General features: G+C 40.6%; 8 protein-coding genes and 5 pseudogenes. 6 read left to right on the top strand and 7 right to left on the bottom strand.

The features are described from left to right. The 4 genes and pseudogenes from ACFILU_RS09565 to ACFILU_RS09550 form a co-directional block, all read left to right on the top strand. A partial coding sequence (locus tag ACFILU_RS09565) for a DNA-binding protein (RefSeq protein WP_375675738.1) occupies positions 1–132 on the top strand: 132 nt, incomplete at its 5' end. 289 nt (positions 133–421) lie between these two features. Next, the gene (locus tag ACFILU_RS09560; RefSeq protein WP_208439813.1) at positions 422–712 is read left to right on the top strand and encodes a CopG family ribbon-helix-helix protein; all 291 of its coding nucleotides are present in this window, start codon (positions 422–424) and stop codon (positions 710–712) included. Further along, positions 709–981 carry a type II toxin-antitoxin system RelE/ParE family toxin gene (locus ACFILU_RS09555; RefSeq protein ID WP_375647914.1) on the top strand — a complete coding sequence of 91 codons (273 nt, stop codon included), beginning with the start codon at positions 709–711 and terminating at the stop codon, positions 979–981. Before ACFILU_RS09560 ends, ACFILU_RS09555 begins: the two co-directional genes overlap by 4 nt. A gap of 159 nt (positions 982–1,140) precedes the next feature. After that, positions 1,141–1,464: pseudogene (locus ACFILU_RS09550) on the top strand (DUF3987 domain-containing protein); the annotation flags it as partial. A gap of 341 nt (positions 1,465–1,805) precedes the next feature. Here the strand turns inward: ACFILU_RS09550 and ACFILU_RS09545 are convergent. From ACFILU_RS09545 to ACFILU_RS09515, 7 genes and pseudogenes are all read right to left on the bottom strand, one after another. Further along, positions 1,806–3,725: pseudogene (locus tag ACFILU_RS09545) on the bottom strand (DUF6990 domain-containing protein); the annotation flags it as partial. Between the two features lie 12 nt (positions 3,726–3,737). Next, positions 3,738–4,199 (bottom strand): annotated as a pseudogene (locus ACFILU_RS09540) (SMI1/KNR4 family protein); the annotation flags it as partial. Between the two features lie 52 nt (positions 4,200–4,251). After that, positions 4,252–4,830 (bottom strand): SMI1/KNR4 family protein, encoded by a 579-nt coding sequence (locus tag ACFILU_RS09535; protein WP_375675737.1) that lies wholly within the window; start codon positions 4,828–4,830, stop codon positions 4,252–4,254. A gap of 46 nt (positions 4,831–4,876) precedes the next feature. After that, positions 4,877–5,452, bottom strand: a complete 576-nt coding sequence (locus tag ACFILU_RS09530; protein ID WP_375675735.1) for an SMI1/KNR4 family protein — start codon at positions 5,450–5,452, stop codon at positions 4,877–4,879. A gap of 49 nt (positions 5,453–5,501) precedes the next feature. Beyond that, positions 5,502–13,055, bottom strand: a complete 7,554-nt coding sequence (locus tag ACFILU_RS09525) for a DUF637 domain-containing protein (RefSeq protein WP_375675734.1) — start codon at positions 13,053–13,055, stop codon at positions 5,502–5,504. Positions 13,056–13,144: 89 nt separating this feature from the next. Next, on the bottom strand, positions 13,145–14,905 hold the full coding sequence (locus tag ACFILU_RS09520) for a ShlB/FhaC/HecB family hemolysin secretion/activation protein (RefSeq protein WP_375675733.1): 1,761 nt from the start codon (positions 14,903–14,905) through the stop codon (positions 13,145–13,147). Continuing rightward, the gene (locus ACFILU_RS09515; protein WP_375675731.1) at positions 14,898–15,077 is read right to left on the bottom strand and encodes a hypothetical protein; all 180 of its coding nucleotides are present in this window, start codon (positions 15,075–15,077) and stop codon (positions 14,898–14,900) included. The genes ACFILU_RS09520 and ACFILU_RS09515 overlap by 8 nt, the downstream gene beginning before the upstream one ends. Positions 15,078–15,324: 247 nt before the next feature. On the opposite strand from ACFILU_RS09515, the pseudogene ACFILU_RS09510 reads away from it, so the two are divergent. Both ACFILU_RS09510 and ACFILU_RS09505 read left to right on the top strand, forming a co-directional pair. Further along, positions 15,325–15,943, top strand: a pseudogene (locus ACFILU_RS09510) (type ISP restriction/modification enzyme); the annotation flags it as partial. Between the two features lie 1,736 nt (positions 15,944–17,679). Further along, positions 17,680–17,958 (top strand): annotated as a pseudogene (locus tag ACFILU_RS09505) (hypothetical protein); the annotation flags it as partial.

The following is a 17,958-nucleotide window of genomic DNA, read 5'->3' as shown; positions in this document are numbered from 1 at the left end:
TTCCGCCGTCATGTAACTAATGGCTCTCTCCCAAAACCTTTAAAATTTGGTTTTTTATCGCGTTGGTTACAATCAGATCTTATCAATGTAATCGAGCAAGCGAAACAACAACGTTATAACGACGCGGCATAAAAAGAAAACCTTGTCACGTAAAGACGGACAAGGCTTTCTCAAGCTCATCAACCTGGAGAGTGCACAATCTGTCCTATGACGCAACGTTATAGGATTTTAAATGATGTGTTCTTTTACGCATGCGCAGGGCATTACACGTGATGTGCCGCGGGGTTTGGCATGGGCGCCTCTTTCAACCCTATGAAAATGCAAAATAGATATAAAATATCCATTCTAATAGTACCTATTGAAGAAATAGTAAAAATACATTACATTAGAACTACTTTGTAACACATTAAGTGGTCGTAAAATGGCTGAGACAACATTTACCTTTCGCGTCGATGATGTATTAAAAAATGAATTTTCCAAAGCAGCAAAGGCGTGTGATAGATCTGCTGCACAATTATTGCGCGATTATATGCGCGATATCGTAAAAGAACAAAAAGAAAAAAGTGCATACGATTTATGGTTTCGGGAACAAGTTCAATTAGGAATAAATTCTGCTAATGCAGGTGATATAATATCTTCTGAAGAAATCGAAGCAGAAGCAAAGGAATGGCGCCTAAAAACACAAAGTAAACTCGATAGATCAACTTTATGAAGCTAATTTGGACACAAGTAGCACACGTTGACCGCAAAAAGATCCGTGAATACATATCACAAGATAATCCTTCTGCTGCCTTAAAGTTTGATCAACTTTTATCTGAAAAAGTAGAAAAACTTGTTAAATTTCCTACTCTTGGTCGTTTAGGACGAATTATAAATACACGTGAACTTATTGTACATCCAAATTATATCATGATTTATGATATTTCAAATGGCGTTGTGCGTATTTTACGTGTGCTTCATACAAAGCAAAAATTTCCTTAATCAACTGTATTTTTATTTACTTGGTAATTGAAGCAAATTATTTTCTACAATACTGCGCTCCGTATCAGTAAGTAATGATAGATTACTATTTTCTAATATTGCGAATATGATTGGCATAATCACTTTGCACACCGCTTAGTTTCTACTCGTAAAAATAATGATGATACTCTTGGTAAACGACGTTTTATTATCAATGATGTCATGGTCGAAAAGCTTAGGGAACTCTTAAAAGCCCCCCGTGGTCTCTTAATGGTGCGTGATGAATTGTCTGGTTTTTTAGCCAATCTGGAACGAAGAGAATATCAAACAGACCGTGCTTTTTATCTAACGGCTTTTAATGGAGATGATCAATTTACCTATGACCGTACCGAGCGTGGAACCATTTTTATCCCTCATGTCACTTTATCTATGATTGGAAACATTCAACCCTCACGAATTATTCCCATCATTCAAGCAATACAGCGTGGAATAAACGATGACGGTTTTTCGTGAAATCTCTGGAGACAATAGCTCCCAAGGCAGTCGACCTATCATACGTTATGAACAGCATCCTTTAGTGAAAAGTCATAAGACATCGCACTGAGGCAATTTGGAAATCTTATAAAATATTAAACAATATAACAGTGAACCTTCAAAGCACTCCCCATCATTAGTTTTGGGGGACTTTGGGGGTGCTTCTTATATGTATTATTTTATTTTTGATTGAAAAAAAATATATAAGGGGGGAAAAGGAACCCTCAAAATCCTCAAAACTAAGTACCATAATGCTCTTGATAGCATTTCTTATGAGTTATAAACTATCTTTTGAAAGGCTTAAAAAAATCAGCACTTTCCATGGTGAGATAGTTATCATTATCATCTGCTTCATCCACTTCCCCTGCCACTTCAACAAAAGTTGTTTTGGAGGCAACAGATACTGTTTGCGGATCCAAGCTCAAAATCGGAACGTTTTTAGGAAAACCTGTTCAACAACGCTGGGCAAGAGTAAGCGCGTTGTCAATATCATATTTTGTGATAGTATCTACAAAGCCTAGACGGTTTTTTCTTTGAAAACTCTCCTTATAAAACTTAAGTTTTTTGACATTGCCAGTCAAAATAAGTGCAATAAGGTGAAATTCTGCAAGGCAAAATTCACTATTTGTTGGCAAAGCCGCATAATCATAGATGATTTGGTTGGTGTTTTGGTTATCAGCCCACTTAAGAATATCCACACAGATTTGCTTTAGTTTGCCTTCTTCAACTTCAACACTAGAAACTGTATAAACTTCTTCTGCCTCTTTGAGAGCTATATATTGAGGCTTCTCGGGAAAAACATCCCTATGAGCAGTGGAAAAGGCAAGTGTTGAAAGTGAAGCCTTGAATATAACGATCGGTGTTTTTCCTTTTCTATCAAGGCTGTACATTATATTAATGATACGGTCTTTGCTTATAAAATAGGCATTACAATTATAATTTTTGTCGCGATAGACTGTCCAGTTCATCATTTTTAATGTTTCAGAAACTGTATTAAGGAGAGCTAAAGATTGCACATCAATACGTGCATCCGCCGCCTTTCGCTCCTTTAAAACGCTCAGATGTTCTTCAGTAAATTGAACAGCGTGATTAACATATTTTTCCACATCATCGTCATCCAAATGTTCAGAAATCGTACCTGCTTTTACGGCATTTTGATAGGATTTCAAGACATCAATTTGACCTGTTAATGCTAAACAAGCCAAATGCCATGGGATATCGGGACAAGAGCTATATTTTTGAACAAGCGCTTTGCTTTCTATTGATGCTTGTAAATCTTGGGCACGTGCCCACTGTATCACCCGCTCAGAGATTTTTGTCAACTCTTGCTCATTCAATATCTCTACACAAATATCAATTCCTTTATCAACACCACTAAAAACCCCTCCCTCAATCGTATTAAAAGACTGATAAATATTTGTAGCTGATATCTGCCTACATTTTCTACTATCGTGAATATAATGGCAAGCTACAGAAATATCTTCGTTGGAGATCCCTGCTTCAAGATGAACATTATAATCATAATGAAGACGGATAAAACCAAAATCAAATTGAATAAAACGATCCGGCAAAACTAACCACATTTTCCCAGACTCTGTGGCAAACCATCCTTGGGTTTTAAGAATGTGCGTTGCTGCTGTGAGACTCATCAAACGCTGTTTCGGTTTTTTGCGTGTTAAAATGTCATCCAATTCATTATTTTTATAAGCTTCAGCAAAAAAGATGACGCGCTCAACCTGTGTCATCTTTTCATAATCAGAAAACTCTGGCACGTATAATTGAGATGTAGGTTTGTAATTCCTTAAAGCTTCGGTATCGCCGAGTAGAGCCTTTGCAACGAGAGAATGATTAGCAGCTTTTTCACGTAATTTTTTCTCAATATCTTGTGCTTGCGCCCAAGCTAACACTTTGTTTAAAGCTACCTTGACATGGCTTTCAAAAAACTCCAGTGCTGTAACTCCAAAATTCTCTTCTGAAGAAATCAGCATATTCTCATATAGAGGTTGAGATTCTTTACCGTTAGCATATTCACAGCCAAGACAATAAGCAGCAGTAGTAAGACTGACAGAAACCCACAATCTTCCGCTATCCCGTCCATAATCTATGACACCATAATGAATACGCACTATGCGATCGGGGAGGTGATAATAAGCAAACATATCACCCATTTTATCGCGATGAGGCTCCCAGCCAAGTCTTTTTAAAATCTCTGTTGCATCTTTGGTTTGCATCGTCATTACCCCCCCAGCATGTTCCATAATTCTTTTACAGAGAAATTCATAGAAGTTACTTGCGTAATGCTCTGAATCTCCAGATGCAATTTCAACATAGAGTGGGCATTCACCATCCCAAAACTGAGAATAATCAAAATAAAATGTTTCACCAAAATCAGTTCTATTCACGGCAAGCTGATTTGGTTTTGCGAAACCATTTTTTATATCCGTCAAATGATAGAAAACAATATCACCAGCAGGACACTTATCAAAACTTGCGTTATAAATGCTAAATATTTCATCACCTCCAATTTCTCCTCCTTTATAATTTTTTAAAAAGTCTTTATAAGAAGTTGTAAACTTTACACCAAGAATTTTCTCAGCTTCTTCAATCCTTTCATTACTAACCGCATCCTCTGCAGTGCCAAAATCAACAATATCACTATATTTCTCAACCAACTCTGCAACATCAGCTAAGGTATAGGTTTTCATAGATGATCCTCAAAACGTGCGTTATAAACGCTCCATATTTCCTCTATCAATTTCACCTGTTCCATAGTTTTTTCCAAAAACTCTTGTAAAAAGGGATAGGTTGCGGAGTGGGAGTGTGCTCAATCTTTTCAATTGGTTGGTCTCCATCAGGTATCTCAACTCCCGCGTGTACTTTAATTCTTTTGCAAAGGAATTCATAAAAATTACTGGCGTAATATTCAGAATCGCCCAATGGAAACCTGACATAGAGTGGGCATTCACCATCCCGAAACTGCGTATAATCAAAATAAAAGGTTTCATCAAAATCAGCGTAACACACGACAAGCTGTTCTGGTGTCGTAAAACCATCTCTTCTATCATTTAAGTTTTGGAAAACAACGTCATTAACAGAAACACCTATAGGATGCTCATAAAGACTATAGATTTCTTCACCACTAATGTCCCCACCTTTATAATGTTTCAAAAAACTCTTGTAAGAGGATGTGAATTGTAAACCAAGAGCTTTCTCCGCCTTTTCAATCCGTAGATCATCAACTGCATCATCTTCAGTACGAAAATGGATAATCTCATCATCATATTTATTCACTTTATCAATTAAGACTGCAACATCAGCTAAGGTATAGGTTTTCATAGATGATCCTCAAAACTTGCGTTATAAACGCTCCGTATTTCCCCTATCAATTGCCTCTCTTCCATAGTTTTTTCCAAAAACTCTTGTAAAAAGGGATAGGTTGCGGAGCGGGAGTGTTCTCAATCTTTTCAATCGATTGGTCACCTTCAGGTATCTCTTCTCCCACGCTTTCTTTAATTCTTTTACAAAGGAATTCATAAAAATTGCTAGCGTAATATTCGCAATCTTCAGATGGAAGCATGACATAAAGTGGGCATTCTCCATCCCTAAACTGTGTATAATCAAAATAAAAGGTTTCACCAAAGTCTGTTCTACTAACAACAAGCTGTTCTGGTGTTGCAAAACCATCTTTTCTATCATTTAAGTTCTGAAAAACAATGTCATTAACAGAAACACCTATAGGATACTCATAAAGACTATAGATTTCATCACCACCAATGTCCCCGCCTTTACAATGTTCTAAAAAACTCTTGTAAGACGATGTGAATTGTAAACCGAGAGCTTTCTCCGCCCTTTCAATCACGAGATCATCAACTGCGTCATCTTCAGTACCAAAATTGATAATATCACCATTATATTTATCAACTAATTCTAAAACATCATCTAAGGTATAGGTTTTCATCAATTATTTCTCCAAATTTCTTTTTTCTCTTTTCATCAACCGTAGAGCATTACTGCCGATGCTCCTGTCTCCATCTGTCAAAATTTAGACCTATAATGCCCCATTTCATATTGATTATTCCTCCTAAACTACTGTTTTCTTGTTCTCCATACCCATTACCAAGTTTATACCAATATTCCTCTCTCTGCTTCTCAAACTTTTTTCTATCTATGAGCGATTGATGTGTTTTTGGATTAGCATGAATCACAGAAGTATATTTTTTATGAAATTTATGGCTCATTTCTGCTAAGGGTCCATCAGGGGTTTGATTTAGGTGATGCAACTCAACAGGCTTACCATCAAATCCTATCGGTGCTCTTCTTGCTTTCATTCTATCAATATTAGTGCCCCATACCGTTTTTTTGTTATTTTTCCAATCAGAAATTCTGTTAGGATCAAACAAATCGTCTCTCCGATAAACTGTGTAGGTCTGTCCAAATTTGCTATCGGTAAATTTAGTGGGTTTCTTTTTTAGCCAAAGCTTTTTTTCTTTAGCAGCGAGTTTGGTTAGTTCTTTCTTCGCCGCATGTTTGGCAGGATCTCCTTGAGCTGCAAATTTGGCAAGATTTTTCTTGGAAGCGAATTGGGCAAAATCTTTCCTAGCAATGAATTTAATCCAAGCCTTTTCGCCAAGCTTTATGGCTCCCTTGGCTGCTCCAGCAACTCCTGTCATTAGGGATGCTGTTTCAGTCAATAATTTTCCAAATTCAAGACCAGCTTTAAAGGATCCACCAGCACCGGCTCGCTCATATTCCTCCTCCATTTTATTAATGCGATCTACATAGGACTGTCCAAGGGTCCGACCAATTGTCGCCAAAATCTCATCACTGCTGAAAAAATCTTTGAGCGCTTTCAAAGTCTCTTCGGGATGTTTGGCTAGTTGCCAAAAACCATCAAGCGTATCGTATATTTCAGCCGGTACACCAGCTACTATACCAGCCCCAAAGCTTATACCTTGCCCTGTACTAATCGCAGACCACTTCGCAGACACTTCTGCTTCACATAAAAGGTCAGGACACTCCTTTAATTCTTTATTCATCTGGGCTATTTGAGCACTGCTGAGGTAGTTATTTGCAGCGGCATTACCAGCAGCATCGGCGCCAGCATCAACATCGCCACCAGCAAGGGCAGCGGAAAATCCCCCCACAGCCCGTGCAACATCAATGGCATGGTCTCTAAAGTCAGCAAACTCAGCATCAATCCTTGCAGTGATGCGCGCTTGCTCTTCCGCAGTTGGGGTGCGCCCATTAAGATCCCCCATTTCCTCTTTCACAATGCCTTGCACCCACAGTTTAAACTGGAGCATAGCAGTTGCTTCACCCACAGCCCCGCCGATAGCACCGGCCGTGCAAGCACCACTCGCAACAGCGCCTTTTAAGCAGCCAAGACCAGCATGGGCAACGATCTGAGTGACCGTATCTATTTTGCCTTCTGCCTTGGCGGTACCGATTTCTTCTGCCAACGATTTGCCAACCGTATCAGACAGAGCGATGCGCAGATTGTTAAAAAAGTTCTTGTCAAGAGAGCCACCCTCAAGAGCCGTTTGCACGCCTGTGCCAATAGCGGCTTTGATCAGGTTCTTTTCCGCTTCAAGGGCGATACGATCGACAAAAGGAGCCGTTTTTGGCAAAGATTGTCCAACACCAACCATTTCCGTTATTTGGCTGGTTAAGCCTGCTGTCAACATCGACGAGACAATGCTGAGAATATTCTTGGAAGAACCAAGCTCATGCAAGGCGCCGGCAATGTTGCCGCGATTGTTAACAAGAGCCACAGCGCTTTTGTTAATCAGTGCTTGGACACCTGCCTGTATCGCCGCATTCATGGCGGTGCTCGAGCCAAGCCCTAAAGCACCGGTAATGGCACTGGCAGCGCCCGAGGCTGCTCCGCCCGTAACCGCCGTGACAGCCAAGGCCACGAGAGCCGCACCGGCTTCTGTCAGCCCTTGGGCTTTATAATCCCAGTCTTTAAATTCAGCCTTAACTGCTTGCCAATCCACTTGCTTGGATAATTCTGGATCATCACGCAGTTGCTTGATCCATGCCATGCCTGGAGAGTGTGACAATTGCTCAAGGGATTTGTCTAAATCACCGGTTGCCTCATATTCAACAACAAAGCCATTGCCTGCATCAAGCTTCATGCCACCCTTAGCATCTATGGTGACATGCTCGATGGTCTCCTTAAGGTAACCTTTGTCGCTCTCACTCCACCACACAAGGTTTTCATTACGCTGATAAACATCCTTAAAATCTTGATCCTTGTTGGTCAGAAACTTGATCTTCCCATTATCTGATGCCAAATGCGTCTGACCACCACTTGATAGCCCTGCCGCACCAAGTGTGAGATCCCCATTTTGCGCGTGCATGGAGAGGTCTTTGCTAAACTCCACCGTGCTTTTGTTTGTGGTAACTTCAGTTGATTGTTGACGAAACTTATTCTTTTGCTTCGATTTGTCGCCTTCTTTGCCCCTCAGATCCAAGTCAAAACTGTTAACGTCTTGCACCGAAGTCAGCGTGAAAGCACCACCACTGGTGAGATTCCCATTACCTTCTCCTTTTACCTTAACCCCATCCATGATGAGGTCGCCGTTCGTAACAACGTTAAGATCATCCCCACTGTTAACTTCACTCAAACGGTGCTCTCTGCTTTGGGCGTTATAATGCCCTTTTTCCAATGTCTGCGCATGTTCACTTTCTAGCGCCAATGCACTAAATGTGGCAGAACCACCGATAATCATCGTTGTCGGACCGCCGCTGGTGAATTCCCCACCCTCTGCGCCAAGATCACCAAGGGATTGGATGTTTAATTCATGATCAGAGAGAATTTGTCCCTTCTGCCCAGCTCGATCACCAAAACCATATGCATTCGTGTCACGGATTTTAGCGGTGCTATTGACAATCGTATCACCCGTCATGGTAACCGTATCACCATGAATAACACCGGAAGAATTGGCTAAAAGACCGTTACTGGTGAGCTCTACAGCACCGGTACCAAGCAAAAACCCACCATTATTGAACAAAGTTTGCGTGGTCGAAACGTGCAGTGCATCATCACTTACCACAGCACCGCTATTGGTAAGACGGTCCGCATTCAAGGTGACCCCATTCCCTTTCAAACGTGCACTGGCAAGGTTTCCTTGCTGCGTTTTTGCCCCATAAACATCTTGTGCTAAAGAAGTGTTTGGCGCCAAATAAACGTGGGGCACTAAGACCTCTTGTCCGTCGACAAGGTGGGTCTCAAGCCAGATCATATCCTTTTTGATCCCAGCAATCTGCTGAGGCGTTAAGGGCTTGCCTAGCACTAACCCCAAAGGACCCTGCTGCTCCACAGCATTGTCATAAAGCCTTTGCATTTGAGCATTGGGATCTTGAACATCAAGAAGAGTGCGATTGCCTGTCAGCTCAAAGATTTGCTCACCCACCAGACGATATTCAAAATAAGCATCGCCTAATCTTTTAAACACGTGCTCAGGCTTGTAATTGCCAATCTTTTTTAAGTAATAGTCCGATCCTAAAAATTTGCTTGGATTGATAAAATCTGGACGCGTCTCGATTAAAAATGGCACATCCGGTGATTGGCTGCCAGCCAACTCTGTTTTGATAGAGCTAAGCCCATCTTGCGTTGGCACCTGTATGGATTCTGGTGCGGGAGTTTGGATGCTCGGTGCAAAAAGCCCTTTGTGCCCTTTCAAACCATTGATAATGCCGTCCAATCGATCATTGCTAATCAGTGGTTTGGAACCGTCAAAATCGGTGTTTTTAACACCAGCCAAACCTTTATCGCCAGAGCTTAAGCCAACTTGCTCAACCCCCTCACGCACCGCATGATTGTCAATATAGCCTGTCAACTTGGCATCAAGCGTGCCACCAGCTTCAATCGTGCCGTAAACAGCATCATAGGTACGTTTGGGTGTTTGGGTAAAAGTAGGACCATCCCATTCGTCTGCACCGTGCCCTATACATCCTGGATTGGTCCACATATTACAGTCTTTATGTCTGTAGCGTGTTTCAGTTACAATTTTGGTTGTTTCGATTAAATCGCGCCCCTCATTGAGCAGCGTATCGCCATGCATCTCAATATTGCCATTGGCAGCAATCAAGCTATAGCTATTGCGGATATCACCGGCATTAATTGTCAGATGACGTCCTACTAAAATCTGTGCAGCATTATTGGTAAAATGAGGCTGCTGACGAATGATCGTAGTGTCGATATTTTTCTTGATCTTTGTGTGTTTATCAACACCTGGGATTTCTTCCCATTCTCCTTGCACGTAACTATGACCAACCACTTTATCGGTAACTTCAACCCCACCTTCACGCATGTTGGTAAGCGCTGAGACATCGAAGGTCATATCGCCGGACACGGCTTCTAAAAGCCCTGAGCTGTTAATCACATGACCAGCCCGCTCTCCACTTAAACCACGGATGATGAGATTGTCTTCAGCAATGACATCGGCAAACTTATTGATAAAATCCCCATCTAAGGAGAAAATGGCAGATTTCTTAGCATAAATCAGCCCACTATTGCTCAGATCAGCGCTCACATTGAGCGCAACCCCATCACCACTTGAACCAATACTGCCGGCATTGTCCAAAACATCTGCGGTTAAGACAAAAGCACCACCACTTTTGAGTACACCGTCTTCACCATTTAAAACCAGAGCAACTTGCCCCAATGACGGATCATGGCTTTCTGCCATAAGCGTAAAGCTGTCAATGGCTAAAAGCTGACCGGAATTTGCTAAAGACCCAAGCTTCGCTTCAACAACACCGCCCACCATAATACCGGAATTACTTAAAACATCATGGCTGTTGAGAGTAAGTACTCCGCCTTGCGCTTCCACAAGCCCAGCCTGGGTGAGTGTGCCTGCCTTCAGCGTTACATCATAGGCGCCAACCTCACTTGTCTCACCCAGCGTCAAGGTGCCATCACTGGAAAGCTCAACCCGCTTTTTAGAAACAATGCACCCCGTTTGGCTGAGATTTGTTTGCGCATGCAAAGCAATGGTATCATTGCTTTCTATCGTGCCACTATTGCTTAAATCACCATGGCTGGTCAGTTGAAGGTCACCACGCTCAATCTCTATGTGTCCTGCTTGGATCACACTATCAGCAACAATATTAACTGCCCCTTGCGTAGAAATGAGACCATCAACATTCTCAAAACTGCCCACATCAATGCGCAAACCATCCCGCGCTAAAACATGTGCACCTTCATCATGTGTAGCGTTTTGTTGGTCTGAATTTGTCGCTTCAGCGCTTTTATTGACAAAAGACGTTGCAACAATCTTCATCTCACCGGCTAAAGCACTGAGAAGACCAGCCTCATTACTTATATGACCAGCACGTGTCTCTTTCAGCCCACCAATGCTGAGAGCCTCTTCTGCAATAATTCTGCCCTGTGTGTTGATCAAATCACCATCACTGGATAGATCCATAGATTTTTTGGCGTAAATCAGCCCACTATTGCTGACATTTCCTGCCACATTGAGGGCAACATTCTCACCACTAGAGCCAAGCACACCGGCATTGTCTAATTGCCCTGCGATCACAACAAAAACACCACCACTTTGAAGGACACCTTCGGATGTATTCTTCAGAAAAGCTTGTTGCGGATCGGCGCCTTCTTGTGCGCTTACCATCAAATGCAAATCATCGGTTGCAATAAACGTCCCTTGATTGGTAAATGCACCAATATGAGCATCGACACTCTCACCACGCATTGTGCCGCTATTTGCGACCCCATCACGCACTTGAAGGGTTAATGCTCCTTCTTGAGCTTCCACAGTCCCTGCTTGGGTTAAAGCATCAGCACTTAAAACCACATCATAACTTAAAATCGTGCTCTCTTGAGAGGTTGTGAGCATGCCCCCCGCTGTCAAGGCAACCTGCTGCATACTGACAATATCACCCGTGTGATTGAGGGCACCATGGGCATCCAGCGTTATCTTCCCATTAGACCAGACAGTGCCTTCTTGGATCAGGGCACCGTGATGCGCATAAAGGTCAACTTTTTGTTCTGCCACTAAGCGCGCACGTGATGTAAGCTCTGCCGCTTGCACCAAAAGAGAGCCGCCGGCGCTATAATGTCCAGCGCCTACAGTGAGCGTATCATCGGCGCTCAAGACAATATTCCCCTTGGCACCAATATGGTTGTTTAAAGCGGTGATTTGATTGGTTTTAATCGTCAGATCGCCAAGGGAAGAAACCCCTGTTTGATCATTGTCTTGCATGCGGCTTAGATCAATTGTTGCTGCTTGGATCTTTAAAAGATCACCGGCTGCTATCCGCCCATCCCCCGCCTCAAGCTTTGCTGCCTGTAAGTACAAAGAACCCGTCGCTGACTGTTGACCATCACTCCCAATACCGCTTGCTAGAAGAGCATGAGACTGGAGCTTGATCACATCGGCGCGCACATCAACAGCACCGCTTGCCGCAACGCGAGCTTGCTCAGCCAGTTCAACATGTTTCAAAGCCTTCAGTTCAACTGCTTCTTCTGAAAAAAGCAAATCTTTCACATGCACACTATCGTGGTGGGAGTGAGCCTTCATCACTCCTTTGGCACGTGCTTTGGCAATCACCAGCTTGCCATCACTTGTCAATCTCATGGCGCCTGCATTGGCAACCATGTCTCCGCGCATCTTAACGCCGGCGCCTTTATCATTGGCAATCACGCGGATCTGCCCCGCATACATTCCACCAAACTCACTGGAATCAATCGCCAATTCTGGCTCTTTGCCATCAGAGCCAAGAGAAGTTGCTTCGCGTTTGTCATAATCAAAATGATTGTGACCAGCGATAACAGCCAAATCTCCTTTGACCTGTATGGGACCCCCGACACTGATCTTGCGCGAAACAAGATCAAAAATATCTAATGCACTCCCATCAGCCCCACGAGCGCCTATGGTAATATCACCACCCTCAACACGCAACCCACTCAAAGCGCCATCGGCTCCAATAATCGGTTGTCCGGTCGATAAAGTCACCCGTGGAGTATTAATAAAGCCACAACCGTTACAGGTAATCCCATTGGGGTTGGCGATAATAACATCCGCCATATGCCCGTGTACTTCGCTCACGCCTTCAAGACGCGAGCGATTGGCACTCACCACTTCATTAAGGATAACCTTTGCTGCACCGCTATAACGCAAATTGCCGTTGCCTGGCACCAATCCCCCAAGCTGTGAACGCGAAACCTCCTCAGTCGAATTGTTCAAAATCACGCCATGGGCATCAACATTGAAATTGTCATATTTGTTATGAGAAAGACCCTGCCCATTGGGGCGAACAATATCAATCAGCGGCACATCATTGCCGGCTTTCCCCACCGTGGGGCGGAAAACAGAGCCAACCCCATCAGCTGCTTTAATCCCTTGGCTCTCTTGTGCAACAGGACTTCGCGCTCCAAGCGCTTGTGCTTGCAACAACAAAGGCTGAAAAGCTAAGCAAAAACTTAAAACCAGTGAAAGCCCCTTGTGGATCCCTCGCTGCAAAACACAAAGAACGCGATGCCCTAGCTTGTATCCATATCCCAATCTATGCTTTTGATCTTTCAATCCCCGCATCTTCAGCTCCTCATAAAATTCTTTATCTCTTAAAAAAACAACCCATATGGGTGTAAACAGCGCAGCGATATTTTTACCGCCCCTTTGCTCTAAAATCTCAATAATGCCCGCACTTGAAATAACCCTGTCGCATTCCCCTTTTCTCGCACTGTCGATTGAGTTAAAATATTCGAATAAGATACATCAACATCCGTAATATCTCCGGTTGCGTGGAAACCAAGAGTTGCCCCAACGAGACTGCCGCCAAAACTGTTTTTGTTTACATCATTGGCCACGGCTCCCAGATCAAGCGCCATATAAGGGGAAAATTGGCTCATAAATTTACGCCCCATTCTCGAAGAAAAACCTGGCAACAACAGCGACAATTCATTGCGCCAAAACGCCCCATTATTGCCGTAATAAATCGCCTCACGCACTCCGCGCACAGAGGAACTGCCACCAAGCGACATTTGCTCTGAACTAAACAACGTGTCGGGTGATAATTGTCCTGAAAACAGTGTGTTATAACGAAAATTATACTGGTGAAGCGAAAAAGGACGCACGTAGCCTAGGGAAAAAGATAATTTGGAAAATTGCCCTTTGGGTGAATTTTTTGTTGCATTCTCTTGCTCTTTATCGTCATAAGCGCCAAAAATTGCCAACCCTTTATAAAACCCTATATGCGCGCTTAATTCTCCTCCAAGCCACTTGCGCGAGTGATCAAGCTCAAAGGTTGCAATAGCTAGTTTACGGCTGGAAACATCAACCCGACTACCCATAATAAAATTATCAGAATATTTCCATGTCAACCGTCCCGTAAGCCAGGTCTTGCCCTCTTGATCACGATCAATAACCCGTGAAATCCACGGTGTCAGCGATAAAGACTTACCCGCAGTCATAATGTCGGAAAATATTCCCTTAACACTCGAATGATATTGGCTCCATGTCCCATCAAAACCTGTTGTCCAAGTGCCATAGGGAAGAGAAAATGATCCCGTTAGAGTATCACTATTGGGACGCTTGTGAGAAAAATGATACGGACCACCATCCATGGAGCGCTGATAGCTAAACGACCATTGATCATTGATCCCTAACAGATCATCAAAAGAAAGGCTCAAGCGCGTTTGATAAAGCCCTGTTGCTTTAGCGCCAAGATTATCGCTGGAAAGCGTAATAAGCCAAGGTTTCTGTTTTTCAATATGAACATCAAGTATCGAACCACCCGAATTGCACCCCGCACCAAGATTAATGGTGGCTTGGCGTGAGAAAAGCCGATTGATTTGATCAAGCCCTTGCTCTATCTGACGCAGATTGGTCGGCTTTCCAATAAGGTTTGGAAAAGCCGTAGTGATTTCTCCTTGAAGTCTCCTCTCAACTTTATGCCCATCAAGGGTAATATCTTCCATCACACCTTCAACAACAACAATCTTGAGATGACCGCCGCTTAAATCTTGCTCAGGCAAATAAGCCCGCACTGCAATATAGCCGCGCTTCATATAAAGCTTGGTCACCGCTTTGAGCACTTTATTGATTTCGGCAATCCCCAAACACCGTCCTTCCCAAAGAGAAATGGCTTCATGAAGGTCGGTATGAGAAATCAACTGAGCACCAACAAATTCAATACTTTTGATCAGCAAACACGTTGTACCAGACGAAGCACCATAGGCAGATGTGGTATCATCATCTGGCAAAAATACCCCATGGGTTTCGTTTCTACGGTGCAATCGTTGAAAACGTTGTTGTTGCGTTTGTTGTCGTTGGATGCTCTCTGATTGATTAATCGCTTTCTCACGAATGTTTTGGGCAAAACTCGGCAACGAAAAAAGGCACAAAAAAGCCGCAAAAATAAAAGTGAAAAAAAATCTATGCATTCATTGTGTCCTCAAAATGAGCAACAAAATGAACCATATCGTCAGCGTCACAGAAAAAATCGCCAACCGCGTAACAATTTTTTAATTTTTTGATGAGAATAATACTTCTAAAATCTAAGAGAAAAGCATAGACTGTACTGCATATACCTGCTTTATGTGTTGTGCAAACCATATCATTTCCCCCGCTTTTGAAGATTTTACAATGACACTGTTAAATGACAATCATACACTCTATATGCTTCTTAATTTTAAGGTGTTGCATGTAATATAATCTTGAGCTTCAAGTAAAGACTCTTATTCATAGAATAGACCAAATTTATTGGAACTGTTACATATTAGAGACAACAAGAAACACTCCATTATTATCGCTTGATAAGAAAAATAGTATGACAATAGCTTGTTATTAAAATAAGAAAATGCGTAATGCCATAACTTATGAAGAATTAGCATATTTTAAAGCCGCTTATCCCAATGAAAAAATTACTAAAGATGATCTATTTTATTATGTTTACGGTCTCTTGCATTCAGAAGATTATCGTGCTCGTTATGCTGATAACCTCTCTAAAGAATTGCCTCGTATCCCGTATGTAAAAATTGCTAAGGATTTTGGAAATTGTGACAGTAGGGCGTAAACTGGGGCATTTGCACGTGAACTATGAAACTGTAGAGCCTTATCCAGTGACCTTTAAAAAGGGTAATCCAAAACAGACAGAAATCTCTAATCTCGAAAAATTCTATTATGTGACTGAAATGAAATTTGCAAAAATTAAGGATAGTAAGGAAAAGAATAAATCAACTGTTATTTATAATAGCAATATCATCATGACAGATATCTCTCTTGAATCGGTTATGGGGCGTCAATGTGTAAAAACAGATAAAAAGAGTGGTATTGTGAATGATGCCAATCACTATGCTGTTGAAACCATTGGCAACCCTGCTTATCCATTAGAGTTATTTCAAAGGGTTATCACTGTAAGTTTAGAAACAATGAAAATTGTTAAGAACTTACCAAAATTAGAAATAAGAGAAACCAAATAACTTATAAAGCATGCTCACATGATAGGCATATTAACCTCACAAGGGGTATAAGGTCTTATACCTAGGTTCTATATCACTTTTATAAATTGCTTACATACAATCTTTAAAAGGAGTATTTATATGCGTTATTCTAAAAAGAAATCATTTGCACTTTTAAATACTCTTATTTGGATTGCTTTAAGACTTTTAAGAAACCCACTCTTAAATAGAATTAGATTTTTTTACATTGCCTTTAAAAGATTATACCGTAATCTAAAATGATAGCTTTATTGTTTTCAAAAGCTTTGTTTAAAGAGAGTTATGTATATTCATTTTACTTATAGGTTTTGTAGGTTCTTAAAACCCCCAAAACCCCTACAAAACCCCTTTAAATGTATATTATAGATTGTATTTACTGATTGTATTTAATATAGGTTGTTTATTTAAAACATTAACATATTGAAATATAATGATTTTTATTTTGGATTAAAAAAATAAAATAATACGTACAAAAAGCACCCCCAAAACTCATAACTATAAAGATCTTGATAGCATCTCTTATGAGTTACAAGATATCTTTTGAAAAGCTTTAAAGGATCACATGATTTTTATAAAGCACGTTGTAATCATTCTCTAAATCATAAGGTTATCTATTCAAAAGAACTGATTAAAATTCATAAAAGGGATTTTAATAACGTAATCAGTTTTTACTTTCATACGCTTTTCATAAGACATGTTTTAATGACACACTAAAATAATCACTTTTGTCAGTTCAATTTACTGACAGATAACTGACAAATATATATTTACAGTTGTATTTAAGGTTGTGTTATCTATATAAGTTGTATCTTAAAAAGACTAACATATTGAAATATAATGCTTTTAATTTTTTATCATTTTAAAAAAATAGTATAGGCTCTAAAAAGAACTGACAAAACTGACACAACTGACAAAAGTCTATTAAAAGGGATTTTGCTAATCTTTATAATTATCAATCTCTCTTTAGATGTTTTCATAACAGTCTATAAATCACAATTATCATATAGCCTATTTATCATTTCTCTTATGAACATGAAAAATGATGCCATGGCTATAAAAGAACATAACAACTATAGAGAATGCGTAAAAACAGTAGCTTTATTTGAATAAAGCAAAAATGCAAATGAATGCATTGGTTATAAAGACTATCTCTATAAAAAGCTATTAAGTTGCAAATGTGTTATAAACAAAATTCACAAAAAAATTTTAAATTCATTTAGTGAAAAAACTGATAGGTTATAAAGATAAAAATACGCATTATAAGAGCGTTTTTAAATATTATAAATGTATAGATTCAAAAAACAACGCAATCGTTTTATAAAGAATATAATATAGATTTGAAAGCGTATAAATATAAAAGAAGAAATTAATAGGCATAAGATATTATCAATACACAACGTATTTAAAAAATAAGAAAAAATATCAAAAAAGATAAAATATTATTTGACAATAAATACGTATTTTGTTATATAAATACTCAAGTGATTGAAAAACACTTAATCGTTAGCGGATTGGTTACGAAACAACCCTTCCCATTCTTTAAAATACTGACTTTCTTTTATGCTATTGTTGGCATATAACGATTTTGTCGGGTGTGGTTATGCTATACAATACTCTTTATGAGGAAAGCATAACAGCGGACTAACGACCGTGTTTTTCAGCACCCGGCGCCCTTATGGGCTGTTAATGAAAAATTTTAATTTCGTTAGGAAAAAACTATGAAAACTATAGTAAAAAACACCCCCGTTATCTCTTCCATTTCAAATGCAACCGCGCCCGTTAATAAACAAGAGCCTGCAAAAAAATACGAATTTACAGGAGAGACAATAGAGGTTGGTGATTATACTCTTTATCGCATTCGGGCTTTAAGGGATTTTGCTAATATAAAAGCTGGTGATTTAGGCGGCTTTATACACAAGGTTGCAAATTTAGCTCATAATGGTGATTGTTGGGTCGGTGGCAATGCCATGGTTTATGGTGATGCTCGTATTTACGAT

This window comes from Bartonella sp. CL100XZDX, assembly GCF_042195375.1.
Lineage (GTDB): Bacteria > Pseudomonadota > Alphaproteobacteria > Rhizobiales > Rhizobiaceae > Bartonella.
This window is presented reverse-complemented; position numbering and strand designations above follow the sequence as displayed.